General features: G+C 40.7%; 23 protein-coding genes and 4 tRNA genes. 3 read left to right on the top strand and 24 right to left on the bottom strand.

Annotated elements, in window-relative coordinates; translation table 11 throughout:
• Positions 1–96 precede the first annotated feature (96 nt).
• Together BWD42_RS19100 and BWD42_RS19095 are read left to right on the top strand one after the other, a co-directional pair.
• A complete protein-coding gene (locus tag BWD42_RS19100) occupies positions 97–1,338 on the top strand; it encodes an MFS transporter (protein ID WP_139351215.1) in 1,242 nt (413 codons plus the stop codon).
• A gap of 48 nt (positions 1,339–1,386) precedes the next feature.
• Entirely contained in the window at positions 1,387–1,611 is a 225-nt protein-coding gene (locus tag BWD42_RS19095) for a (4Fe-4S)-binding protein (protein WP_077438008.1), read from the top strand.
• Positions 1,612–1,671: 60 nt separating this feature from the next.
• Here BWD42_RS19095 and BWD42_RS19090 read toward each other — a convergent pair.
• The 8 genes from BWD42_RS19090 to BWD42_RS19055 all read right to left on the bottom strand — a co-directional run bounded on the left by BWD42_RS19090 (position 1,672) and on the right by BWD42_RS19055 (position 5,055).
• Positions 1,672–1,748: transfer RNA gene (locus BWD42_RS19090), tRNA-Asp, on the bottom strand.
• Positions 1,749–1,773: 25 nt separating this feature from the next.
• Positions 1,774–1,847: transfer RNA gene (locus BWD42_RS19085), tRNA-Asp, on the bottom strand.
• Between the two features lie 31 nt (positions 1,848–1,878).
• Positions 1,879–1,955: transfer RNA gene (locus BWD42_RS19080), tRNA-Asp, on the bottom strand.
• 60 nt (positions 1,956–2,015) lie between these two features.
• Positions 2,016–2,089, bottom strand: a tRNA-Asp gene (locus tag BWD42_RS19075).
• A 73-nt stretch (positions 2,090–2,162) separates the two neighbouring features.
• Positions 2,163–3,236: a peptide chain release factor 1 gene (prfA, locus tag BWD42_RS19070; RefSeq protein WP_077438007.1), complete on the bottom strand. Its 1,074-nt coding sequence runs from the start codon at positions 3,234–3,236 to the stop codon at positions 2,163–2,165.
• A 98-nt stretch (positions 3,237–3,334) separates the two neighbouring features.
• Positions 3,335–3,664, bottom strand: a complete 330-nt coding sequence (locus BWD42_RS19065) for a DMT family transporter (protein ID WP_077438006.1) — start codon at positions 3,662–3,664, stop codon at positions 3,335–3,337.
• A gap of 63 nt (positions 3,665–3,727) precedes the next feature.
• The gene (locus BWD42_RS19060; RefSeq protein WP_175992095.1) at positions 3,728–4,318 is read right to left on the bottom strand and encodes a Crp/Fnr family transcriptional regulator; all 591 of its coding nucleotides are present in this window, start codon (positions 4,316–4,318) and stop codon (positions 3,728–3,730) included.
• Positions 4,300–5,055, bottom strand: a complete 756-nt coding sequence (locus BWD42_RS19055; protein WP_077438004.1) for a UDP-2,3-diacylglucosamine diphosphatase — start codon at positions 5,053–5,055, stop codon at positions 4,300–4,302. Before BWD42_RS19055 ends, BWD42_RS19060 begins: the two co-directional genes overlap by 19 nt.
• A 219-nt stretch (positions 5,056–5,274) precedes the next feature.
• Between BWD42_RS19055 and BWD42_RS19050 the strand changes: the two genes are divergently transcribed.
• Positions 5,275–7,398 (top strand): prolyl oligopeptidase family serine peptidase, encoded by a 2,124-nt coding sequence (locus BWD42_RS19050; protein WP_077438003.1) that lies wholly within the window; start codon positions 5,275–5,277, stop codon positions 7,396–7,398.
• A gap of 120 nt (positions 7,399–7,518) precedes the next feature.
• Here the strand turns inward: BWD42_RS19050 and BWD42_RS19045 are convergent, their stop codons facing one another.
• From BWD42_RS19045 to BWD42_RS18970, 16 genes are all read right to left on the bottom strand, one after another.
• Positions 7,519–8,757: a thioredoxin family protein gene (locus tag BWD42_RS19045; RefSeq protein WP_077438002.1), complete on the bottom strand. Its 1,239-nt coding sequence runs from the start codon at positions 8,755–8,757 to the stop codon at positions 7,519–7,521.
• A gap of 321 nt (positions 8,758–9,078) precedes the next feature.
• A complete protein-coding gene (locus BWD42_RS19040) occupies positions 9,079–10,317 on the bottom strand; it encodes a thioredoxin family protein (protein WP_077438001.1) in 1,239 nt (412 codons plus the stop codon).
• 112 nt (positions 10,318–10,429) lie between these two features.
• Positions 10,430–11,617 (bottom strand): aminopeptidase C, encoded by a 1,188-nt coding sequence (locus tag BWD42_RS19035; protein WP_077438000.1) that lies wholly within the window; start codon positions 11,615–11,617, stop codon positions 10,430–10,432.
• Between the two features lie 196 nt (positions 11,618–11,813).
• Complete coding sequence (locus tag BWD42_RS19030; protein ID WP_077437999.1) at positions 11,814–12,866, bottom strand: TerC/Alx family metal homeostasis membrane protein; 1,053 nt, start codon at positions 12,864–12,866, stop codon at positions 11,814–11,816.
• Entirely contained in the window at positions 12,866–13,837 is a 972-nt protein-coding gene (locus BWD42_RS19025) for a polyprenyl synthetase family protein (protein ID WP_077437998.1), read from the bottom strand. Before BWD42_RS19025 ends, BWD42_RS19030 begins: the two co-directional genes overlap by 1 nt.
• 50 nt (positions 13,838–13,887) lie before the next feature.
• Positions 13,888–14,451, bottom strand: coding sequence for a DUF3109 family protein (locus BWD42_RS19020; protein WP_077437997.1), 564 nt, complete (start codon positions 14,449–14,451; stop codon positions 13,888–13,890).
• Between the two features lie 5 nt (positions 14,452–14,456).
• Positions 14,457–15,242 (bottom strand): DUF3108 domain-containing protein, encoded by a 786-nt coding sequence (locus BWD42_RS19015; RefSeq protein ID WP_077437996.1) that lies wholly within the window; start codon positions 15,240–15,242, stop codon positions 14,457–14,459.
• A gap of 94 nt (positions 15,243–15,336) precedes the next feature.
• Entirely contained in the window at positions 15,337–15,882 is a 546-nt protein-coding gene (locus tag BWD42_RS19010) for a DUF2480 family protein (RefSeq protein ID WP_175992094.1), read from the bottom strand.
• 64 nt (positions 15,883–15,946) lie between these two features.
• Positions 15,947–18,052 (bottom strand): SurA N-terminal domain-containing protein, encoded by a 2,106-nt coding sequence (locus BWD42_RS19005; protein WP_077437994.1) that lies wholly within the window; start codon positions 18,050–18,052, stop codon positions 15,947–15,949.
• Between the two features lie 305 nt (positions 18,053–18,357).
• On the bottom strand, positions 18,358–18,981 hold the full coding sequence (gene lptC, locus BWD42_RS19000) for an LPS export ABC transporter periplasmic protein LptC (RefSeq protein WP_077437993.1): 624 nt from the start codon (positions 18,979–18,981) through the stop codon (positions 18,358–18,360).
• A gap of 4 nt (positions 18,982–18,985) precedes the next feature.
• On the bottom strand, positions 18,986–20,314 hold the full coding sequence (locus BWD42_RS18995) for a hypothetical protein (RefSeq protein WP_077437992.1): 1,329 nt from the start codon (positions 20,312–20,314) through the stop codon (positions 18,986–18,988).
• A 176-nt stretch (positions 20,315–20,490) separates the two neighbouring features.
• The gene (locus tag BWD42_RS18990; protein ID WP_077437991.1) at positions 20,491–21,474 is read right to left on the bottom strand and encodes a DUF6427 family protein; all 984 of its coding nucleotides are present in this window, start codon (positions 21,472–21,474) and stop codon (positions 20,491–20,493) included.
• A 20-nt stretch (positions 21,475–21,494) separates the two neighbouring features.
• Positions 21,495–21,704 carry a CcmD family protein gene (locus BWD42_RS18985; RefSeq protein ID WP_077437990.1) on the bottom strand — a complete coding sequence of 70 codons (210 nt, stop codon included), beginning with the start codon at positions 21,702–21,704 and terminating at the stop codon, positions 21,495–21,497.
• Between the two features lie 198 nt (positions 21,705–21,902).
• The gene (ccsA, locus tag BWD42_RS18980; RefSeq protein WP_077437989.1) at positions 21,903–22,565 is read right to left on the bottom strand and encodes a cytochrome c biogenesis protein; all 663 of its coding nucleotides are present in this window, start codon (positions 22,563–22,565) and stop codon (positions 21,903–21,905) included.
• A 35-nt stretch (positions 22,566–22,600) separates the two neighbouring features.
• On the bottom strand, positions 22,601–23,260 hold the full coding sequence (locus BWD42_RS18975) for a heme exporter protein CcmB (RefSeq protein WP_077437988.1): 660 nt from the start codon (positions 23,258–23,260) through the stop codon (positions 22,601–22,603).
• 77 nt (positions 23,261–23,337) lie between these two features.
• Positions 23,338–23,736: a hypothetical protein gene (locus BWD42_RS18970; protein ID WP_077437987.1), complete on the bottom strand. Its 399-nt coding sequence runs from the start codon at positions 23,734–23,736 to the stop codon at positions 23,338–23,340.
• Positions 23,737–23,833 lie beyond the last annotated feature (97 nt).

Genomic DNA, 23,833 nt, shown 5'->3' with positions numbered 1-23,833 from the left:
AAAGGCGTATTGAATAATTTTTATAAACTTATTGCGCAGAATGTTCCAGCGCTTATGTATTTTTAAACCAGTTTAAACCAAAATCACTATTATCGTATGGAAATAGATCAACAGGCGAATGCACCCTTTACGGCGTACCAGAAACTCGTGGTGTTTTTGCTGGCGATTACACAGTTTACCGTTGTACTTGATTTTATGGTCATGTCGCCGATGGGTGATATTTTGATGAAAGCCATCGACCTTAAGCCGGCTCAATTTGGTGTTGCGGTTTCAGCCTATGCATTTAGTGCCGGTGCATCGGGTTTACTGACAGCGGGTTTTGCCGATCGTTTTGACCGGAAGAAGCTCTTGCTGTTCTTTTACTCCGGTTTTATTGTCGGAACTTTTTTCTGTGGATTTGCCAATGGTTATTGGACTTTGGTTGCTGCCCGCGTGGTGACCGGTCTGTTTGGTGGTGTCATTGGTTCGATTTCCATGGCTATTATTACGGATATATTCACCTTGCAGCAAAGGGGGCGTGTTATGGGCTTTGTACAGATGGGCTTCGGCGCAAGTCAGGTGCTGGGAATTCCAATAGGCCTGTATATCGCAAACAACTGGGGCTGGCACAGTGCTTTTCTTTGGATCGCGGTCATGGCTTTGATTGTTGTCATCATTATTGCAGTTAAATTGATTCCTATTACTGCGCATATTGGTTTGCAGAAGCATCAATCGGCGCTGAAACACCTTTGGGCGACATTCTCTCAAAAGGAATACCGTATTGGTTTTCTAGCGACTGCACTACTCTCCATCGGAGGATATATGATGATGCCATTTGGAAGCGCTTTTGCCGTCAATAACCTGCATGTTAGCCATGAGCAACTTCCTCTATTATTTATGATTTCAGGTGTAGCCTCCTTGATTATTATGCCCATCGTTGGTAAATTGAGTGACCGTTACGATAAATTTAAAATCTTCGCATTTGCTTCGCTATGGCTGATGGTCGTGGTGTTGATCTATACCAATCTGGGAGTATCCCCGTTTTATCTTGTTGTCGTTTTGAATATTCTGATGATGGCTGGTATACTAAGCCGCATGACCCCTTCCTCGGCGCTGATCAGTGCAGTTCCTCAGATGAAGGATAGGGGCGCATTTATGAGCATTAGTTCGTCCCTACAGCAGCTTGCTGGGGGAGTGGCCGCGTCCCTTGCGGGTGTGATCATTGTACAGCCGACAAAAGAAAGTCCATTGGAGCATTATCCGACCTTGGGTATTATTGTTGTTCTGCTCTCTGTTGTGAGTATTTTTATGATCTATCGCGTCAGCAGGCTGATTAAACAAAGACGTCCGATTTCTTAAAACAAAATAGTTCTTATTGGTATTAGTAGTTCAGGAGAGATTTTTATTATGGAAGAAAAAATTGTTAAATATGCCCATCCCAATGGGGAGATCGACGTCCTTTGGATTCCCGAACGATGTGAACATGCTGCGGTCTGTGTTAAAAGTTTGCCACAGGTATATCATCCGAAAGATAGGCCCTGGATTACGGCTCAAAACGCAAGTACAGCCGAGCTGATCGACCAGATTAAACGCTGTCCTTCGGGAGCACTGCAGTATGAGTTGAAAAAATAGGCGTAGAGATTTGTGTAACAAAAAAAAGCATCATTTTATTCAAATGATGCTTTTTTTTGTTGGCGGTCTGGACGGGACTCGAACCCGCGACCCCATGCGTGACAGGCATGTATTCTAACCAGCTGAACTACCAGACCAACAAGATGTTTTTTAAAATTTTAGCGGTCTGGACGGGACTCGAACCCGCGACCCCATGCGTGACAGGCATGTATTCTAACCAGCTGAACTACCAGACCTAAAATCTTAAGGATTGTTTTTAATAATTTTTGGCGGTCTGGACGGGACTCGAACCCGCGACCCCATGCGTGACAGGCATGTATTCTAACCAGCTGAACTACCAGACCTAAAAATCTTAAAAACTTGTTTTGTTAAAGAACTTACCGAGATTACTCTCTTTTTTGAAGCGGTCTGGACGGGACTCGAACCCGCGACCCCATGCGTGACAGGCATGTATTCTAACCAGCTGAACTACCAGACCTCAACCCTTCTCCTCAGAAGGTGTGCAAATATAGCGTTTGTTTACGTATCTGCAAAGATTTTTTGAAAAAAATCTAGTCTACTTGACCCTCTTTCATCTTCTCCGCATTCTCTGCAAACTGCAATGCATCGATAATTCCTTGAATATCACCGTCCATAATTGCTGGTAGGTTGTACATCGTCATACCGATACGATGTTCAGTTACGCGACCTTGCGGATAGTTATAAGTACGGATTTTTGCCGAACGGTCTCCGGTAGATACCAAAGTTTTTCTCTTTGCAGCAATATCGCCGTTCTTTTTGTTCAGTTCAAGCTCATAAAGTTTGTTACGAAGCATCTCCATCGCTAGCTCACGGTTGGCTAATTGCGAACGTTCTACCTGACAGATAACAACGATACCAGTTGGCTTATGGGTCAACTGTACTTTTGTTTCTACTTTATTGACGTTCTGGCCACCGGCACCACCCGAACGGGATGTCTGCAATTCGATATCACCCGGATTGATTTCCACGTCGACATCTTCCGCTTCTGGCAATACAGCAACCGAAGCAGCCGATGTATGCACACGTCCTTGTGTCTCCGTATCAGGAACACGTTGTACCCGGTGTACACCAGACTCATATTTCAATTGACCATAAGCATCTTCACCGATTACTTTAAGGATAACCTCTTTATAACCGCCTGAAGTACCTTCGGTAACGTCCATCACCTCATTGCGCCAGCCCTTCGTTTCAAAATAACGAGTGTACATACGGTATAGATCTCCGGCAAATAAAGCCGCTTCGTCACCTCCAGTTCCACCACGGATCTCGATAATGGCATTTTTGGCATCTTCGGGATCTTTAGGGATCAGCATCAAACGGATTTCTTCTTCTTTTTCCTCTTTTTCAACCAATAAAATATCAAGTTCTTCCTTGGCCATCTCACGAAGTTCCTGATCCTTCTCGTTCATGATGATGTCTTTATTGGTGTCAATATTACTGACCATATTTCTATAAATATGGTATTGATCCACGATTTTGCCCAAATCTTTGTATTCTTTATTCAATTTGGCAAAACGCTTCATATCTTGCATGGTGTCGGGGTTGCTCAATTCGGCTTCCACTTCTTCCCATCTTTCTTTGATCGCTTGTAATTTATCTAACATATATCAAAAATGCTTCTTCTAGGAATTTATGACCTAGATTACTATTGAGAGTACAAAAGTAAGGAAATTTTGTTGCTTTTGAACTACCTAGCCAGCTATTAATGAGAGGAAACTGCTTTTAGCCCAACAATGGAAGCAATCAACGTGAAAATAAAGAATATGCGCCAGAAATCTGCAGGTTCCTTAAAGAAGATAATACCCATTAAAACTGTCCCGACAGCACCGATACCGGTCCATACGGCATAGGCTGTGCCGAGTGGAAGCGTCTGTGTTGCCTTGATCAACAAGCCCATACTTGCGAATAGGAAGACAACAAAGGCGCCATACCAAAGCCATTGCTCACTACCTTCTGCATCCTTGGCTTTTCCAAGACATGTTGTAAAACCAATTTCACATAACCCGCCAAGAATTAAAAATACCCAGTTCATATCTCTGTTTTTTGTTTCAGGGACAAAGGTCTACGTTTTCCAGCAGAATAATTTTAACAAATGTTAAAAATTTGAAAGGATATTTGCGCGGATGCGGCTGAGGGTCACTTGGCTAACTCCAAGGTAGGAGGCTATGTAACCAAGTTTGATCCGTTGTATATATTGTGGATATTTCTGCAACAGTTCGGCATAGCGATCCTGAGCCGTATTAAAGAGTTTGGACATGGTGCGCTGCTCCGCTTTAATAAATTCCAGTTCAGCCATTTTTCTACCCCAATTGGCAATCGCAATATCCGTCTCGTAGAGGGCGAACAGCTGTTTTTGGTCAATTTTGTAAACGATGCTGTCTTCGAGCAGGTCGATGTTTTCGTAGCCCGGTGTGTCATGTACATAGCTGTTCATCGAGATTAAAGTACCGCCGGGAGAGACAAAGTCCAAGGTGATCTGCCGATCTTTGGTTTCGTAATAAACTCGGGCCAATCCAGAAGCCAAAAAATAAATGTCTTTTTGTATCTTATCTTGTTTGATCAGTAAGTTATTGCGTTTGCAAGTAAGTTTTTCACTGATTTGTTCCAGTTTATGGATGCTTTCTGCCTGTAAAAAATGATAACCCAACAGGCAATCTGCCAAAGAAATTACGATTTTTTCTCCCATTTTTCCAAACGTAAAGTGTCTCCGTCCCATACCGCATAGGTATAGTAATTGATCCATTCGCCCAGGTTGACAATACGGCTATCTGCATTAAGCCTGATGTCATACGGTAGATGTCTATGGCCAAACAGATAGAAGTCATGATGTTGTTGACGTTCGATTTCCTTCGCATAACCAATCAGCCATTCATTGTCTTCACCCAGGAATTTTTCATCTTCATTGTTGGCGAGTCGGCTATGCTTGGACCAGCGGGTAGCAATTCCTATTCCCAAATTAGGATGCAATCGGGCAAAAAGCCATTGGCAGAAACGGCTCCGAAATACTTTCTTGAGCAATTTGTACTTATAATCGCCATTACCGAGGCCATCACCATGATGAATGTAGAAAAGTTTATTGTCAAGTTTCAGTTCCAGTTCATTGTCGATGATCTGTACATTTAATTCCTTTTTGAGGTAATCAAACATCCACATATCATGGTTGCCCTTAAATAACGTGATCGGAATGCCCAAGTCGGCAAGCTCTGCGAGCTTACCCAAAAAGCGGATGTACCCTTTGGGGACTACGGTTGCATATTCAAACCAAAAATCAAAAACGTCGCCAACAAGATATAGGTGTGCGGCATCGACTTTGATTTCGTCGAGCCACTGAATAATAGCCCGCTCTCTTTCGCGTGAATGTTCCAGTGGATAGGATCCCAGGTGGAAGTCTGAGGCAAAATAGATTTTATTTCTTGTTGACATGTGCCCAAATCTAAAGAAAATGGAAGCGAATACAAAATTCGCTTCCACAATTGACCGATCAGCCCGCCCCTGTCAATCCATGAGGCGCTATTTGGTCTGTTCACTGGAATGCTTGAATTATTGTTTCTGAATGGAAAAGAATGACATTTACTTCGATTAGTAGGATGAATTCTGAAATTATATTTGTTATTTTTGGATGAAACAAGTATAAAGTTTTTTATGATAAACAAAAAAATTGGCCTTATCCTGATGATGATCGGTATGGCAGGTACAGCGAGCACTGTTTGTGGACAGCAGCTGAAATATCCAACGACAAATAAAGGCACAGTCGTAGACGAATTCTGGGGGCAGAAAGTATCCGATCCTTACCGTTGGCTGGAGGATGACCGCTCGGCAGAGACGAAAAGCTGGGTTCAGGCTGAAAATAAAGTCACTTTTGATTATCTAAATACCATTCCTTTCCGGACAAAATTGAAAGAACAACTGACCGAAATTTGGAATTACGAAAAGATAGGAACACCTTTCAAAGAGGGAGCATATACCTATTTCTTTAAAAACAATGGGCTTCAGCAACATTCTGTACTTTACCGCAAACAGGGCGAGAATGGTGCTGAAGAGGTTTTCCTTGATCCGAATACCTTTTCGAAAGATGGATCGACTTCTTTGGCCGACGTTTCTTTTTCAAAAGACGGAAGTCTGGTTGCGTATTCGATCTCCGAAGGTGGCTCAGATTGGAGAAAAGTGATTGTATTGAATGCAAAGGATAAAGCGCCAGTAGGGGAGACACTTGTGGACGTAAAGTTCTCGGGCATCGCCTGGAAAGGAAATGATGGATTTTATTATTCAAGTTATGATAAACCAAAAGGATCAGAATTATCCGAGAAAACAGATCAGCATAAATTATATTACCACAAGCTCAATACCGCACAATCTACAGATCAACTGATTTTTGGCGGTTCGGCAACTCCGAGACGTTATGTAGGCGCTTCGTTGACAGATGACCAACGCTATCTGATTATCTCTGCGGCTAATACAACTACAGGAAATGAGCTTTATTACCAGGATCTGAGCAAGCCAAATAGTAAGATCATTTGTCTGCAAGACCATTTTGATGCAAATACAGGCGTGGTCGATAATATCGGAGATACGTTCTTATTGGAGACAAATTATAAGGCGGCCAATAACCGTTTGGTAAAAGTTGACTTGAAAAATCCAGCCAAAGAAAATTGGAAGGATATCATTCCGGAAACCGAAAATGTACTTTCGATCAGTACCGGTGGAGGTTACCTATTTGCGAACTATTTGAAAGATGCTGTTTCCGTGGTAATTCAATACGATTATACAGGTAAAAAAATCAGACAGATTGAATTGCCTGGGGTAGGGACCGCAAGTGGTTTTTCGGGCAAGAAAAAAGAAAAGGAAATCTATTTTGGTTTCTCGAATTACATCACACCTTCATCGAGCTATAAGTTTGATGTCAACTCGGGAAAATCCACGCTTTATATCAAACCGAATGTCAAGTTTGATAGCGATCAATACGAATCAAAACAGGTATTTTATACCTCTAAAGATGGAACAAAGGTGCCTATGATCATTACCTATAAGAAAGGCATAACTTTGAACGGCAAAAACCCGACGATTGTATACGGTTATGGTGGTTTTAATATTAGCCTGACCCCGGCTTTCAGTACTTCAACTGCAGTATGGTTGGCCAATGGGGGCGTATATGCTGTTCCCAATCTACGGGGTGGCGGTGAATATGGTAAAAAATGGCATGATGGGGGCCGACAGTTCAATAAGTTGAATGTATTCAGCGATTTTATCGCTGCGGCTCATTATCTGCAGGAGAACGGTTATACCTCGCCTGAGTACACCGCGTTGTCGGGTGGTTCGAATGGTGGTTTGCTTGTGGGTGCGACAATGACTATTGACCCTAAAGTGGCTAAGGTAGCATTGCCAGAGGTCGGTGTATTGGATATGTTGCGTTACCATACTTTTACGGCTGGTGCAGGCTGGTCATATGATTATGGTACTGTCGCTGACAGCAAGGAGATGTTTGATTATTTGAAAGCTTATTCACCAGTGCACAATGTAAAAGAAGGGGTCTGCTATCCTGCAACCATGGTATTGACAGGTGATCATGACGACCGTGTTGTTCCGGCACACTCCTATAAGTTTGCCTCCGAACTGCAGGCTAAGCAGGCTTGTGATAATCCGGTTTTGATCCGTATTGAAACTAAGGCGGGACATGGCGCTGGCCGCTCTACGGAAGTCTTGATCAATAGTACAGTTGACAAGTATGCTTTTGCACTCTGGAACATGGGGATCAAAGCGTTGAAATAAAAATAGTAGGGAAGGATCTAGCTACAGCCTGTTTTTTGTAGCTAACTTATCCGAATACAATAAAAAGGCCCAGATCAACTGCTTGATCTGGGCCTTTTGTTTCCTATGTCAGTAGCGGGATTATTCCCAGGTTTTTTCGCCTTTTTTCATCTTTTGTAGCGTTGCTACATAATCCTCTTTTTTATCGTTTGCAGTCAACAGTGAGATTGCTTTCTCCTGGGTTTTGATGGCTTCATCTTTGTTCCCTAGACGATAGAGCAGGTTGGCAAAGGTATCTAAATACATTGGTGTATCTTTTTCCTTTTCAAGCGATAATTTGCTCCATTCCGAAGCTGCTTTTAAACAAGCGGGATCATCACAGTTTTCAAAGATGGACCAAGCCATGTTGTTGAGTTCCATGGCAGTGATTGTCGAACCGTATTTTGAAATATACTTGTTAAAACTGTCTCTCAAACCGGGATAGTTTTTGGTATAAGAAAAATAACGGGGCTGCATTTCCAAACTCGCTTTTTCAGTATTGATAGTTGGGTATTTTTGAGCCAGCTCTTTTTCGAGGGCAGCAAAATCTACAGCTTCTTTAGCCTTTATCTTAGTATTGACTGCTTCGCCGATTAATAATTTAGCCAAGAAATCGTTTGCTTTCACTTTCTCACTGATCGCATCAAATTTGGCTGGGTTATCTTTAATTAAGTTAAATGCCTTTGAATCCTTAATGCTTGCCGAAGAAAGCAATAACTCTACATTGTCTTTAGTAAAGATTTGATCTGTGGATAGCGTGGATAGCACGATACCTTCTGCTTTTGCCTGTGTTTCCTTGTCATAGGCATCTTTTGCTGCCGCAGCCATGGCTTTTGCAATTGTAGGATTTTGGGGATCCGCATTGAATTTTGCCAATAAGGTTTCATATTGGGTGTTCGGATCCAATGCTTTTTGTGCTTTGGCAATAAAACCATCTGCATCCCCGCCACCCACAATACGGTGTACAAGATTTCCTTTTGAATCAAAGATCAAGAAAGTTGGGTAGGCCACAACTTTGTATTCTTTGGCAAAACGGTCTGCTTCGCTGTACCAGGATTTTACTTCTTCATTATCCTCTTTGGTTTTATCCATCTGGATTTTGGCATTGATAAATTTGGCATTGAAGAAATCACCTACCTTCGCCTGAGGGAAGATTGTGTTTGCCATATACTTACAAGGTCCACACCAGGTAGTGAAACAATCGACAAAGATAAATTTGTTTTCCTTGGCCGCTTTTTCCTTGATTTGATTCCAATTGAGGCCATGCTCAAATTTTACACCTTCGCCCTGAGCGAATAACAGGGTGGGAACCAAGAATAGCATTAAAATTAATTTTTTCATAATCCGTTGATATTTAGTTGTTAATTTACTGAATAAAATGACGATCAAGAAAAAATTATAAAAAAAATTAATCAGGTGGTTTACTATTTTGAATAAATCATTTGTAATTATTCAAGGTGAAATCCAAATCAATAAATAGGGCTAACGCCCGGATGTTAATAGCCGATCTGCTGACGGACTATGCTCCATACTCATATATGCTTTAAAGCTCCGTGAGAAGTTCTAAAAACCAGACTACACAAATGGTAAAATATCGTTAAGATTTATTCCATAAGAATAAACCTGTACAGAAATCGAAAGAACCCTTTTGCTTGACAACGTCTAATTGTCCCAGGTCTTTATCCCTTTGGTCATTTTGTCGAGTGTTTCCTGATAGATAGGACGGTCATCTTCGCTGGCCATTTCGATGGCTTTATTTTGCCACTTGATCGCTTTTTCGGTTTCCCCTTTTTTATAAAGCAGGTTGGCGTAGGTATCCAGAAAAGCAGAACTGGGGTCTTCGATAATCGACTTCTTGCTCCAACTGATCGCTGCATCAATACATTCAGGATCATTGCTGTTATTAAAGATCGTCCAGGCAAAAGTGTTCAATTGATGTGCTGTAAAATCCTCTGATGATAGGTAATCGTTAATCGTGTTTTTCATGGCCACATAATTCTTGACCTGAAGATAATAGTGTGCTTTGATCTTTTTGAACATCGGGACAAAATCTATGTCCGGATATTTAGCAGCCAATTCACTTTGATAAATATCCCAGTTAGGTTCGTGCTTGGCATCTATCTTAATTTGGAAGAGTTCATTGACGACCACATTAGCTAATGTACGATTGGCAATCCCGGGTGATTCTAAAAGGATATCTATTTTTTCCTTATTGTTACGGATCAGGTTAAAAGCCTTTGAATTTGTGAACTTGGCGGCAGCTAGGAGGATATGTACATTTTCCTTCTTAAAAAGCTCGTCAGTGCCTAAAGAATTGGCCAAGGTGTTTTCGGCTTTACGTGCAGTGCTTTCGTCATATGCGATATTGGCTGCTTTTAACATCTGTTTGGCTGTATAGATATCCTGCGGTCTTTTCTCGAATTTTTTCAATAGTGTATAATACTGGGTTTCGGGAGCCAATCCATCTGTGACATGGTCAACAAATTCTGGTGCATCACTTGCGCCAACAATTCGGTGTACCGCTTCTCCGTCTGGACTAAAAATCAAGAAGGTTGGAAAAGACTGGATGTTGTACTCGCTGGAAATGGCACGGGCATCAGCATGCCATTTTTTGACAGTGGCATTGTCTGATTCTGTGGAGTCCATTTGTACACGGATACTGATAAAATTCTGGTTTATAGGGGTACCCACCTGCTCCAAGGGAAAAATTTCATTACTCATGTATTGGCAGGGGCCACACCAGGTCGCAAAAAGTTCAACGAAGATAAACTTATTCTCTGCCTTCGCTTTTTCTTTGACCTCTTTCCAACTTAATCCTTCTACAAATTTAACCCCTTTGGTCTGGGAATATGCTAGATTCCCAACTAAAATTGCAAGGCATAATGCGATTATACTTCTCATACTCACTGAACAACTAGATTTATAATTAGGTTTAAGTTATCAAATTAATCTGAAAACAAAAACACCTCTGAAAGATTAATTTCAGAGGTGTTTTCAACGGTGGATAAATTGCTTATTTGATATTTATCTTGGATTTTAAATCTTTTGTGAGACCATCTTTATGTAACAGTAAAGAGGTTGTTTTATAGCGTACAAATTCCTTTGTCGCGTATAAATATCCTTTGTAGTCATTGGATGTTCCCCATGAGTTTTTGACGATATAGTACTCTTTACCGTTTTGATCTTTCACTAGACCGACGATATGCATACCATGATCGTCTGTAGTTTGCCAATTGTCGAATGCTTTTTGACGCTCTTCAGGTGTAATTTTCATTTCTGGTTTAGGGCCAACGAACATGCTAGATTTCTCTTGCTCGCTCATTTGTTCGAATGGTTTTTCAGGAACATAAGCGATACCATTTTTCCAGGAGAATCCTTTTTCTGATACGTCGGTCGCCCAGGCAACAGTGTATCCTTTTTGCAAAGCATTATCAATGATATCTGTTAAATCATTGGTTTGTACATTATAAAAACGGTCGAATGACCAGTTGTCCGGAATTAACAGTACGAACTGGCTATAATAAGGATGGTCGGTAACCGAAGCAATACCAACATAATCATCCGGGTTGATACCAATGACCTGATCTGCGAATGTACGTGGGGTATAGGATTTACCGTTGTAATCGAATTTTTCAGGCACTTCACCTAAGTAAGAGTCCATGGCTGCAGTATAAGCCTTTTCCCAGTTTGGTGTCAGGGATTTACCTTTTACAATGGAACCTAACATCGCATCAAGCATGGATGTCATTTCACCAAAATTATTGCGTGTGCTACCATAGTGCAGCCCCGTATAAGCCGACTGTGGCATAGCACCATATTTGCGGAATGAATTCAACACGTCGTGGAATTGACCACCCTCACCCAATGACAAGCCGCCGTGAAGACGTACATAGGTACGTGCTTTATCTAAGTACGTATTACGCGCTGTATAAATCTGGGAGATCTCCACCGGTTTTTTACCCATACGGATCATCTCGGACTCCAGAAAAGAATTTCCTGAATAAGACCAACATGTACCTGAAGAACCTTGATCCTTGATCGAGGTATTACCTAAATTGATAACTTCTGTAAATGTAAACCCAGATTTGCTATTGTCATTTTGATTTGCTTTTAAGGCATTGATCAAATTGTCCTGTGCTTGTACTTGGAATGAAGCTGCAAACAGAGACGCAGCTAGTACAATCGATTTATTCCAATTCATTTGTTAGTATTTTGTTAATTTAAAGTGATGCTAAATTAAATAAATTAAATTTAGTAAGGTAAATTCCTCTGTAAAATAATTGTTCTTAAAAAAGGGGCATAATCTCGGCTCTTTTGTCGGCGAAGATGGGAGATAAAAAAAAGTTAAAGTGTTGAAAAGCAAAGGGTCGTCAATTTAACGACCCTTTGCTGCTATGTTATTCGGCAATTTCCTTCTGTTTCGGAAAGAGCAGCGAAGCGATAATACTTAAGGCAAGTATGCTGATAATCACAATCAAGGAGTGGGTAGTTGTAAATCCAACCTCTGCTAACCAGTGATGCAATAACATCTTCAGACCAATAAAGACCAATAGAAAAGCCAATCCAACCTTTAAATATTGGAATTTATGGATAATATTGACCAATAGGAAGAACATGGAGCGTAGCCCTAGGATAGCGAAAATATTCGAAAAGAACACGATATAAGGATCTTTGGTTACCGAGAAGATTGCTGGAATAGAGTCCACCGCGAAAATCAGATCCGTAAATTCAATCACTAACAAGACCAAAAATAAGGGTGTCATGTATTTTACGCCATTCTCTATATGGAAAAAATGACCCGCGTCCAATTTGGGAGTTACTTTGAAATATTTGGATGCAAATTTAACCACAGGATGGTTTTGCGGATCTACTTCTTCTTCCTGGTTGCGGTTGATAAACATCTTGACACCTGTAAAGACCAAGAAGGCTCCAAAGACGTATAGAATCCAGCCAAATTTAGCGATCAGGGTTGCACCAAGGAAGATAAACAGGAATCGCATTACGATGGCTCCCAGAATCCCCCAAACCAGGACTTTATGATAATAACGTTCAGGAATTCCAAATGAGGTAAACAGTAATACCATCACAAAAATATTATCCACCGAAAGTGCATATTCAACCACATAGCCTGTCAGATACTCCAAGCCGAGGTTGTTATTATAGACGGCTAGACTAGCGGCCAGGTCGCCGGGAATAATTTTAATATCATGGTGATGTTTGGTGATGACCTCTTGCAGATGGTTGAGATCATGGATATTATGTAATTCAAATCCATACTGTCGGAGCAACCAATAGAAGCCTAGGGAGAATAATACCCATACAGCACTCATAATTGCTGCCGTCTTTAAGCTAACGGGTTTATCGCCCTTGGAAAATAGGCCGAGGTCGATGGCTAGCATCAGCGCAATGAAGATTAAGAAACCTCCAAAAAACATTAATTCGTGACTCATTATTTTTTTCTTTCTGTTGTATATCTTACCAATTGTAGTAATCCTTGTTTGTATTCGCTATCCGGAAAATCATCTAGGATGCGGAAGGCATCTTGCTGGTATTCCAGCATTTTGTTTGTTGCATAAGCTAACCCACCACTGTTGCGTACAAAATCGATGACCTCAGTAACTTTTTTGGGGTCTTCATTATGGTTTCGAACCAGATTGATGATTCGCCGCTTTTCACTGGAGCTCGTCTGATTTAGGGCATGGATCAAGGGCAAGGTCATTTTTTTCTCTTTGATATCATTTCCAAGTGGCTTGCCCACATCATCCAATCCAAAATCAAACAGGTCATCCTTAATCTGAAATGCGATGCCAATTTTCTCTCCGAACTGGTGCAGTTTTGCTACTGTCTCTTCGTCAGCATTGGATGAAGCAGAACCACAGGCACAACAGGAAGCAATTAACGATGCTGTTTTTTTCCGGATGACCTCAAAATAGATGGACTCTTCTATATCCAGTTTACGCGCTTTTTCGATTTGGAGCAATTCCCCCTCACTCATTTGATCCACTGCTTCTGAAACAATCTTTAACAGGTGATAATCCTGATGTTTGACCGAAAGCAGTAATCCTCTTGAAAGCAAAAAATCACCAACCAGTACCGCAATCTTATTTTTCCAGAGTGCGTTGATGGAAAAGAACCCCCTACGTTCATAGGAATTATCAACAACATCATCATGTACCAGTGACGCTGTATGCAATAGTTCAACCAAAGCAGCACCCCGATAAGTCGATTCATTGATCCCATTGCAGATGCCTGCCGAGAAAAAGACAAACATCGGCCGCATTTGTTTGCCTTTGCGTTTGATCAGGTATTGCGTGATACGATCCAACAAAGGAACGGAGCTTTTCATCGATGCTTTGAATTTCTTTTCAAAAGCTTCAAGTTCGTGGATAATAGGACGTTGGATCTCTGTTAATTTTGACATGAATTGGAATGAAATACCAAAAAAGTTAAAGCTTAAAGATAGTAATTTTGTTACAACTCATCGACTGCACGCTCAAGATTTTTGTACCATTCTTCGCCATAAGTGCGGATCAGGGGATCCTTCAGAAATTTGTATACCGGTACCTGTAATTCCTTCCCAAAAGTACAGGCATCTTTACAGATATGCCAGCGGTCATAATGAAGTACGTCAAATTCCGGATAATGCGTTGTGCGGATCGGATAGAGGTGACAGGAAACAGGTTTCCGCCAGTGGACTTCACCTAATTCATAAGCCTTCTCAATTGCACATTTGGTAATGCCATTTTCCCAGGTTACATACGCACATTCTTTGTTCCCATCAACGCATGTTGTGGTTAGGTCACCATCGACATCGACAACATATTTGCCCTGTTCTTCGATGGCCTCAATACCTTTCTCGGTCATGTAGGGTTTTACCTTTGGGTAGATCTCCTCCAGAATAGCTTTTTCACTTTCCAGTAAAGGTGCGCCCGAGTCTCCCTCGATACAACAGATTCCTTTACATTTTGATAGATTGCACACGAAGTCATTATTGATTAGATCTTCGTGTACTAACACATTTCCTACTTCAATCATTCTAATTATTTTGAGTAGCTTGCTTTTTGGCCCAATTTATATTTAAGTCCGCTTGCTTCCAGCAATTCTAAGGTCACAGAGCCAATTAATATATCGACGTTGGCTTTCACCGGAATACGGTTACCGTCATTGGTTACCCAAAGGTAAAGCTTGCTATTTTTTTTAAAGATACGCCCCGGTTTTATTTCAGGACTGAATTTGAGACACTCTAGGGTACCCAATTCGGTTTTTATTTTTTCGATTCCAATATACTGTATGCCCAAGGTGGCTATTTCGTCATTCAGGAAATAAGTCAGCTTAAAGGATTCACCCGGCTTGACCGAACTTAGGTCGAGATTGCGGGCGAAATAGTAGGATGATAACAAATCAAAGGTCTGATCCACCTTGGATGTGAATGTTCCTTTATTACCGTTCACGGTACGTGTGTCCTGATTGAAACGTACTTTGTCATTCCTTCTGTACCCCCCCTCACGGATGTTTTCTGTATAATAGTAAGGCAGGAATGTCTTGCTATTGATATATGAATTGTATTCGTTTCTTACGGTATAGATGGCAAATGCTCCCGCTGTTTTACCTGCTGCATATAGATGAAAGGAGGGATTCCCAAATCCATCTTTCGTATCGGCAACAGTCAACGTTCCCGTTGCAGCGGAAATAATACCATAGCGGAGTTTATACTTTAATTTCTCTCCACCCTTAAATGCCGATTCCTTTAAATGGGGTAGACCCTGAGCGAAAACTGTACTTACAAAAACTGATAAGTATAGGAGCAATGTCGATATAAGTTTCATGTACGTAAGTTTACGAAAATTGTTTGAAAAGAAATGTTAATTTCATCAGAATAAATTGTCTTTTTAAAGTGATGAAATCATCACGCACAGGCGTTTACGCTTGTTTGTCAGTAGCTTTTGGCGCCTGAGGACTTCTTTTAAAAACCGGAACCGTAGAACAGGGTTCCCCGTACATAATACTCTTTGCTACTTTGCTGAGTTTCACCGTAAACTGGACAAATGTCGATTCTGGGATAAACGTTTCGCCACAGCCCTTCACTACGACTCTCTGATCCCGAAATTGTTCCATATCGATTTGGTCAACAGCAGCAGCATATTGTATGCGCAATAACTCCTCTAAATCGCCGAAGATAACATTTGCAGCATATGGCTCCAGCTTGTTGGCCAATAGCATATAGGCCCAGGTCGGAACGATAGCATCCGCCGTACAGGTGATGGCCACATGCTTATCGGTATATTGTGACCAGTCATGAGTTTTGATGAACTCGCGGAAATCTTTTTCCCGTAACATCAGACCATGGAACAGATTATCCTTGATATCATACAGGACATTATCAGTCGTCGGATGATAATCCGCCAGATCAACAGTCATTAATCCACTTTGTGCAACTTTATTGACAATATTTGTTTGAATTTCCATAACTATTCTATCAAAAAAAAGCCGGACGATAATTCGTCCGGCTACAAATTTACTTAAAAATCTTCTAAAAGAATTTCACTCTATTGTCAATGATTTCAGCTTTGTCCTGTAATGCACGGAAAATAGATCCCCAAGCACGTTGCGCTTTAGCTGCAAGCATTTGTTTCTTTTGTGCGTTGATGTCAGAGATTGCTGATGGATTTGTGAAACCATTTACCTGTACGACATATACACCTGTGTTTCCTTCAATTGCTTTAGAAGGTTTGTTTGGTTGAAGTCCAAATACTGTACCCACTACTGCATTTTCCAAGGCTACACCTGGGATAACAGGATTGGCAAATACCACATTCTCCACATGGATCGCAGATTTGCCCACTTTTTGAGCCACTTGGTCAATGGAAGAAGCTCCAGCCAAAGCTTTTGCAAATCTTTCTTTTAATACTTTCGCTTTAACCTTGTTTTTAACTGCAGGCTCAATGTCTTTTTTCACTGCGTCAAGCGAAAGTACCCCTTTGGGTTGTACATCCACTAAGCTCGCTAAGATATAAGAAGTTTCAGTTTCAAATACTTTGTCTGAGATGTCACCTTTTTTAGCATCGAAAGCCCATTTGATCAAGTCACGTGGCGCTTCTGTGCCATCAAGCACATTGTCCATTGCCGTAACACGTGACGCTGTACGCGCCTCTAAGCCTAATTTCTTAGCCTCTTGTGCAAAGTTTTGTGCAGTAGCAGCCGATAGGAATGCTGTCGCTTTGCTATGCGCATTGTTTAGGGTTTCTTTACCACTGTTGATTACCTTGTCGATGATAGCAACTTTTGCATATTTTGCCGTACCGATCTGCTTCTCAATTTTAATGATATGGACACCATATTGCGTCTTGACAACTTTAATGTCTCCAGTTTTACCTTCGAATACTGCTTTTTCAAATTCTGGAAGCATGCGGCCTCTTGTAAAAGTACCTAGCTCACCACCATTTGCTTTACTTCCTGGGTCATTGCTGAACTGCACTGCCAAAGCAGCGAAGTTGTCTCCTTTTTGGATCAATCCTTTAATTGAATCAGCTTTTGCAAATGCTTTGTCAACACCACCTTCTGCTGTAGCATCCAATAGGATATGAGAGGCCTTAACTGAATCCGGACCAACTACTGTCGAAACTACTTTCGCAATTTCATAAGCGCCATTGCTTAGGAATGGACCTACTGTAGTACCCGCAGCTACATTGAAGACTACTGAATCCAAAGAAGGACTCAATTGACCTTTTTTCATGTAGGTAAATGGATATTTGTTGTCCGAATTAATGGATGCAAATAAGGAATCATCCTTCGCCACGATAAGATCTTGCTTTAACTTGTTGATCGTTTCTTTTACGGCCAATGAATCTTTAGCCAGCGGTTTTGCGTCTACAGTAACGTATTGGATCGCGCGTGTTTCCTCTTGTGTTCTGAACATATTTTTATGCTCATTATAGTACTCTTGGAAATCTGCATCAGTCACTTTAGCCTCAGCATCTTTTACAGAAGCATAATCTAAAAGGATGTATTTGAAGTTCGCCAATTTATTACGTTCTTGGTATTCTTCGTTTGCCTCCAATGAAGTGACGTATACACTGTTTGAAAGTAATTCACCATATTTGCTACTTAAACGTTCTTCTTTCACACCTTCAAGTAGAGTTTCCCACTGATCAACCATGGCTTGGTTGCCAGCTGTGTTGATTTGGCTTATAAAAGTTGACAATTGACCACGGTTAAATTGTCCAGTTTGTGGGTCGGTAAATGCCTGAACGATCTGAGCGGAAGGATTAGGACCTTGTACTAGATCATTCAATTCCTTGCTACCTACTGTCAAACCGATTTTTTCAATCTCTTTTCTCAAGATTTCTCTGGATAAGAATTGATTCCAAACCTGTTGTACGGCGTACGTTCTCATTTGAGGAGTAACAGCGCCACCCATTTGTTGTTTGAACATTTCTTCCGCCTGTTCTACCTGTTGGCTGAACGCAGGATATTCAATTTCAGTTCCGTTGACTTCCCCTACACGATTTTGATGTCTAGCCCAGAAAGGAGCGCCCCCCCGAACAACATCGCCTAGTAAAAATGCTAAAATTGCGATAGCCATGGCTGCCGTCAAGATGACACCAGCTTTGTTACGCAAAAAGCCCATTAATCCCATAGTCTGCTTATTGTGTTTATATTGTGTAAATACTTGTATTTCGTTAATTTATGCATAGCATAGCAAAATGCGGTGCAAGATACAATTTTTATAAAAAAAAACGGAATATTTTACTGAATGTAATAAAACAAATTTGAAAACCATTTGTATTGCGCTGTTTTTTATAACTCATGGTATTGATCCAGCAATGATAATTTTCTGTAAGTTATTTGTGCGATAGCGAGTTGCGTTGTTGGCCTCCCGCCATACATTATAGAGCGGTATGAACGAGCCATAGTATAAGGCCTAATAAAAATAGGATTTTTCTATCGGCCTATGGAAGGGAATAGGCTGTTGTCCTTGATGATAACTACCCCCGTAGCATTCTGTATATTGGCATGTTGCAAGTCCTTGTCCGATGTAAAAGACGAGCCTTGAAGGTTTCCCCTTTGATCTTTAAAGAAAGCCTGAACAGGCACGTTGTTGTAAAAAGTCTTATTGGGATCTTTCGCGCCTTCATCATAAACGATTTCTTCCGTTTTTAGAATGGAGCCATCGGCCATGGTGACAACAACATTTTTTGTGAAGACTGTTATTTTCTCCTTCTCTTTTCTGATGGCATAGTCCGAGGTTATGCGCTGTGTTTCCTTTAGTTTCTCATCATAGAAGATGATCTTTATGGTTTTAGGAAACTCATAGACTTCTGTGCTATCGTGTTTGATCCGCATTTCGGGTGCGGTAAGGTTTGCTTTAACCCGGGTAGAATCACTATAGATCACATCGACATGGCGTGATATGTCCACCGCCTCTTCTTTTTTCAGGTTGGCGATCCGGTCGACTTCCTTTAGATCTGGCTCACATGAAGTCAATAAGAGCGCCCCTAGCAAAAATTGAATTACCAGGGGCGATATATTTTGTAATATGGATCGTGCAGATACCTTGCGTACCATTGTCTTAGTCAAGTGGATTTTTTGCAAACCAACGGTCATTTAGCGTAAAGCCAATATTGAAGTTGATATAACGTTCACGTAACAGTCCATTGGCGACTTTGCCCATTTGGCCAAACTCTGCTGAGAAATTGATCTTGGAGAAAGCTCTTGAATATTGCGTTCGGGCTAAAGGCAAGCCTACCCCAACTGTTACAGCCATATCATTAATATCCTGACCAGCTAGAAAATACTGTGTTTTGTTGTATCTAAAACCAAGACGATAATCGACGTGGTTCAGATAGTTGAGCGACGATCGATCAGGAGTCAATTGTCCACCAACTGCTACACCATAATTTTTGCGTAGCTGACCTTCACCATTTCTCACCTGAAATCTTGACCAGTCTGCATATTTAAAATCTGCTCCAACCAACCATCGGCCATTGCGGGCAAAAGTAACACCCACATTATGTTTTAATGGTAGCGTCAGGTGTCTGCTGCTCCGTGCAGACATATAGGTTGTATCTAGTGGAATATTTTGATTGTCCGGATCGGTTGAGGGTTGCGTTCTTGTATCAAATATTGTTGTGCGCTCTTTTATATCGTTATTCAAGGATCCTGAATAACCAAAGGTCAAAGCATACTCTTTACCTATAGCCTGTTCATATTGTAATCCGTAGTCAAAGATAATACCTTGGATTTCGCGTTTGTTTTGACGTTGTGTATTCAAAATTCCGCTGGAAAAAGGGAATTCAGCACGACTATAGTCATTTAATGTACCAAAGAGGTACGACATATTGGCACCGATACTCAAACCTTTATAAACACGTACGCCCCAACCTGCATACGCTTTTGTCAAGCCGCCTTCGCCGGTGAAAACCTTATTAAAGGTTACTGAATTGATGCTTTCCTGTGAATTACTGCGATAGCCCACATCCGAAAAGGGCAATATCCCCATACTGATACCGCCGAACTTTTTCATTGGAAAAGTCATTGTGATATGACTAAAAGCAAAATCAGCCGTATTTGCAGACTGGGTAGTTGATTTTAATTGTGTGTAATTACCATATAGCCCTGCATCAAAGACAGTATACCGCGCAGCGGAATAAGATGCCGGATTACCTGGGTTCGTATTGTAATAGATACCATCTAATGTACGGATAGCCGTATTGATCCCCCCCATAGCTCTATATTGAGGTAATAAATCTTCACGCATCTGACCTATCCCTAATTGAGAATAAGGTGAAGCGGACGTCGTTTTTTGGGCAAATGCGGTAGTAGAACTAGCTAAAATTCCACCTGCTAACAACAGTTGGAGTGATTTATTTCTTAGAGAGCTTATAAAGCGTTTCTGCATGGTCAATCTATAAAATTGAGAAACTAATGTTTATTTAGTTTTTGTGAAATCTTTGAGTTTTTTGACTCTTGTAATTAAATGTTCTTTGCTTTTATTCGCATACAAAACTATTCAATTTTTATGAGCTTGTTAAGCTGATTTTGTTAAAAAAGGTTAAACACCTGTTGTACAATTTGTTAGAAAAATTGAAAGTAGATTATGGTTAATACGATTATGGCATATACGACTTCAAAAAACCATTTCTTTTTGGCGTAGGTAAAGTAATACGCCATATAAATTGCAATTGGGGGCGCGCAAAGCAGAAAGTGCGCCTCCGTTAATTTTTTATTCCAGTAAAATGAGGCTACAGCTAGGCATAACATGAAAAATAATAGCTGGAAAGATTTCCGGATATGCACGATGCTCTTGAAGAAGTTGTCTTTGAGGATCAACAGGAATAGTATGAGCGTAAATAGGACCGGAATCAATACCAGGTAATCAAATAACTGAATACGGATGGCTGTTGGGAACTTATAGGTGAACGGTAGCCAGATGGTATAAAATGATTCCATTTTTCCCACCCATAAATAGATTACTCCTAGTATGAAATAGACCGTAGCCAATCCAAGTAGTGGGGTGACCCATTCACGCCAATTGAATGGTCTGAAAATCAGTAGGCTTATCCACAAGAGGAAGAACATACTCAAAAATGGAAAGTAGATCAGACTTCCGATACCTACAATCATCCCCAGGTCGAACATTTCCGCTTTTACATCGGTCTGACGATAAAGAGACAGCAATTTGCTCAGCATCCAGATCGAAATAAAGTTACAGATCAGGGTGGGGGACAGGACCAAAAAAGGTAAAAATAAACTGGCCAGTGTCATATACATCAACGCAACCAAAAAACTAGGTTTTCCCAGTAGGTTGAAATGGCTTGTGATCCGATTGAGTATGGTTGCCTGAAAAATAGTCAGAATCAGTGTGATAAAGACGTTTGTTGCTGGAGAGAGGTTGATTAAATTGTTTTCTCCGAGTAGATTACCAAGTGCAGGTTCAAAAATTACCGAATCAAGTTTATCCGGTAGGTGTAAGAATATGCCAAGGCATAATACAAACCCCACAAGGGATAAAAATAAGATGTTTATTGGCGTATAATTTCTGAACTGACTTATAATCATGATATGCGATATACAGTTGACTATTTATTCTTTTTTTCCAACTTCGTTATGCGGCGGTCAAGCAAAAAAAGAAAGAAAGCCAGACCGAGAAAAATGACCAACATCACGAGTACAACCACATAGATTTTTCCCTCGCTACGTAAGCCGGTTGCCATATCAACGTCATCCTGCGCAAATGTGCTTAAAGTTGATAAAATTAATAATGCAATTGATAATGTTATTTTTTTCATCCGTATAAATTATTTATAAGTGTTAATACCATTGGTATAAATGAGCTCGTCAACTCATTAAGTTAGTACTTTAAGGTATTCGCGAGCTCAATCGTTCGGTTCACTCCGTTTGTTTTTTATGCCTGATGAGGCACCGGTTAGATTGCGGTTTCATCAGAATTCTTTTTTATCGTAATTTTCAGTTATCTCCACTGATGGCTAGATTTCCTGCTCTTTTCTTTCCAACAGACGGACTCTATAACGGAGCGAGCAGATCCAAAAAGCGATCATCGGCCATCCGATCATTGCAGCATAAAAGGTCGGCCGGAGTTCGTTGCTCATTTGTAGCTGCCCAAAGGTCGCGTTACCGCCACTGCCAGGATGAAGGGAATCAGTCATTTTTGGCAGAATATAGAGTAATACTATAATGATCGGGAATGCAAAAATATTGTAAACGGCAGATATTTTGGCTCTTTTTTGCTCTTCTTCCAGTGCATTGCGGAGTACAAGGTAAGCCAGATACATCAGCGTTGCTATCGCTGAACCATTTAATTTGGGGTCATTTGGCCAAGGCTCTCCCCAGGTGATATTTGCCCACAACATTCCTGTTGCCAAGCCAAAAAAACAAAAAGTAATACCTGTATTGACCGCTTCTATGGCCATTAAATCATACTCCTGTTTACCCGTATTGAGGTATTTGATACTATAAATGACAGAAATCAGGTACATCACAATCATCGCAGACCACATGGGGACATGGAAATAGACGTTTCGGATACTCTCGTGAAGGATAAATAGGCGGGGAACAGGGCCCAGAAGGCCATTGATAATCACTGCACAGATAATCAGAACAGCTAATATTTTCCACCATTTTTTTCTCATGGTAAATTGAATTTAATGTGTTTCAATCCTAAAATTTAATCTCGCCAAAGGTACGGAAATAACAATAAAGAAATAGTGATCGTGATTACATTAATTGCGAGTAATACAATTATTTCTTTTACACTTGCTGCCCTTTCCAGGCCTTCTACGGCATTACGGGAAAGCTTGATCAAGACGATCAATAAGGGGATAATGGCCGGAAAACTCAAAATGGCCATGAGTGTACTATTGTTGCCTGCCTTTGAGCTAATGCCGGAAATCATGGTAAATACGCTGGCAAAACTGATACTCCCCAGAATGACTGAAATGAAATATAGCGTAGGATCTCCGAGCGGATTTTTAAATATGATTGAATAGACGAAATAAGCGATAGTGGCCAGTATGCTCATCAATAGCATGTTGTAAATGACCTTGGCGAGGATAATAGCCCGTGGGTCTACCAGCGAATAGTAATAAAGCTGTCGGTTGGGATTTTCCTGAACAAAACTCTTATTGATGGCATTGATGGAAGCAAATAACATGATGATCCAAAACAATGCATTCCAAACTGTAGTATCTACTGACTTGAATGCCTGATAACAAACAAATACAGTAGATACGACATATAATAGGATTCCGTTGATGGCGTATTTTGATCGCCATTCCAGAATAATGTCTTTAAGAATCAAAGTTTTTACCTGTTGCAGTAAAGTCATATACCGCAAAGATACGAATGTATTTTAACCACGGAAGGTGGCTAAACCATCAATTCTTAAAAAAACGTTTTTTTTACTTATGCATTAGAAATTTTTGATTTAGCAGCATCGGTAGTGTTGTCGATTTTGTTTGCTAAATTTTGTGCTGCATTGTTTGCGTGGTCCAAAGCTTCTCTACCAGCTTCTTTTGCTTTGTTTTTCAATGCATCGGCATCATCTGAAGCTTTACTGAAAGCAGCCTGTGCTTTGGATTTTAAGTTGTCCAGTTCGGCTGAAGCTCTATTGGCCAGCTTTTGTGCTTTTCTAGCTTCTTTTTTTGAAAGATCCTTCAATGACTTAGTTAAGCTTTTTATGCCATCATTTGCACGATCTAATTGTTTTTTCCCGTCATCAGTTCCTAAAAGATACCATGCAGCAGCTCCCGCAGCTAATCCTACCAAAGCAAATGCCACTAATCCATTTTTGCTATTTTTCATAATTCTTCTATTTTATTGTGTATTCAAATGATAATCAAGTATGATACCAAATGAACAATCACCGGAACAATTTGTTTAAAAAGAATCAATAATTAAC

The organism is Sphingobacterium sp. CZ-UAM, assembly GCF_002000245.1.
Lineage (GTDB): Bacteria > Bacteroidota > Bacteroidia > Sphingobacteriales > Sphingobacteriaceae > Sphingobacterium.
The sequence above is the reverse complement of the archived record's forward strand: the minus strand, read 5'-3'. Positions and strand labels throughout refer to the sequence as shown.

Excerpts from the sequence above, each read along its gene's own strand:
- BWD42_RS19060 (WP_175992095.1), bottom strand. The coding sequence starts at position 4,318 with ATGGGAGAAAAAATCGTAATTTCTTTGGCAGATTGCCTGTTGGGTTAT.
- BWD42_RS18995 (WP_077437992.1), bottom strand. The coding sequence starts at position 20,314 with ATGCAGAAACGCTTTATAAGCTCTCTAAGAAATAAATCACTCCAACTG.
- lptC (WP_077437993.1), bottom strand. The coding sequence starts at position 18,981 with ATGGTACGCAAGGTATCTGCACGATCCATATTACAAAATATATCGCCC.
- BWD42_RS18985 (WP_077437990.1), bottom strand. The coding sequence starts at position 21,704 with ATGAAAAAAATAACATTATCAATTGCATTATTAATTTTATCAACTTTA.
- BWD42_RS19010 (WP_175992094.1), bottom strand. The coding sequence starts at position 15,882 with ATGGAAATTCAAACAAATATTGTCAATAAAGTTGCACAAAGTGGATTA.
- prfA (WP_077438007.1), bottom strand. The coding sequence starts at position 3,236 with ATGTTAGATAAATTACAAGCGATCAAAGAAAGATGGGAAGAAGTGGAA.
- BWD42_RS19025 (WP_077437998.1), bottom strand. The coding sequence starts at position 13,837 with ATGTCAAAATTAACAGAGATCCAACGTCCTATTATCCACGAACTTGAA.
- BWD42_RS19005 (WP_077437994.1), bottom strand. The coding sequence starts at position 18,052 with ATGGGATTAATGGGCTTTTTGCGTAACAAAGCTGGTGTCATCTTGACG.
- BWD42_RS18975 (WP_077437988.1), bottom strand. The coding sequence starts at position 23,260 with ATGACTTTACTGCAACAGGTAAAAACTTTGATTCTTAAAGACATTATT.
- BWD42_RS19035 (WP_077438000.1), bottom strand. The coding sequence starts at position 11,617 with ATGAATTGGAATAAATCGATTGTACTAGCTGCGTCTCTGTTTGCAGCT.
- BWD42_RS19050 (WP_077438003.1), top strand. The coding sequence starts at position 5,275 with ATGATAAACAAAAAAATTGGCCTTATCCTGATGATGATCGGTATGGCA.
- ccsA (WP_077437989.1), bottom strand. The coding sequence starts at position 22,565 with ATGAGAAAAAAATGGTGGAAAATATTAGCTGTTCTGATTATCTGTGCA.
- BWD42_RS19020 (WP_077437997.1), bottom strand. The coding sequence starts at position 14,451 with ATGATTGAAGTAGGAAATGTGTTAGTACACGAAGATCTAATCAATAAT.
- BWD42_RS19040 (WP_077438001.1), bottom strand. The coding sequence starts at position 10,317 with ATGAGAAGTATAATCGCATTATGCCTTGCAATTTTAGTTGGGAATCTA.
- BWD42_RS18990 (WP_077437991.1), bottom strand. The coding sequence starts at position 21,474 with ATGATTATAAGTCAGTTCAGAAATTATACGCCAATAAACATCTTATTT.
- BWD42_RS19095 (WP_077438008.1), top strand. The coding sequence starts at position 1,387 with ATGGAAGAAAAAATTGTTAAATATGCCCATCCCAATGGGGAGATCGAC.
- BWD42_RS19055 (WP_077438004.1), bottom strand. The coding sequence starts at position 5,055 with ATGTCAACAAGAAATAAAATCTATTTTGCCTCAGACTTCCACCTGGGA.
- BWD42_RS19100 (WP_139351215.1), top strand. The coding sequence starts at position 97 with ATGGAAATAGATCAACAGGCGAATGCACCCTTTACGGCGTACCAGAAA.
- BWD42_RS19030 (WP_077437999.1), bottom strand. The coding sequence starts at position 12,866 with ATGAGTCACGAATTAATGTTTTTTGGAGGTTTCTTAATCTTCATTGCG.
- BWD42_RS19045 (WP_077438002.1), bottom strand. The coding sequence starts at position 8,757 with ATGAAAAAATTAATTTTAATGCTATTCTTGGTTCCCACCCTGTTATTC.
- BWD42_RS18970 (WP_077437987.1), bottom strand. The coding sequence starts at position 23,736 with ATGAAAAATAGCAAAAATGGATTAGTGGCATTTGCTTTGGTAGGATTA.
- BWD42_RS19065 (WP_077438006.1), bottom strand. The coding sequence starts at position 3,664 with ATGAACTGGGTATTTTTAATTCTTGGCGGGTTATGTGAAATTGGTTTT.
- BWD42_RS19015 (WP_077437996.1), bottom strand. The coding sequence starts at position 15,242 with ATGAAACTTATATCGACATTGCTCCTATACTTATCAGTTTTTGTAAGT.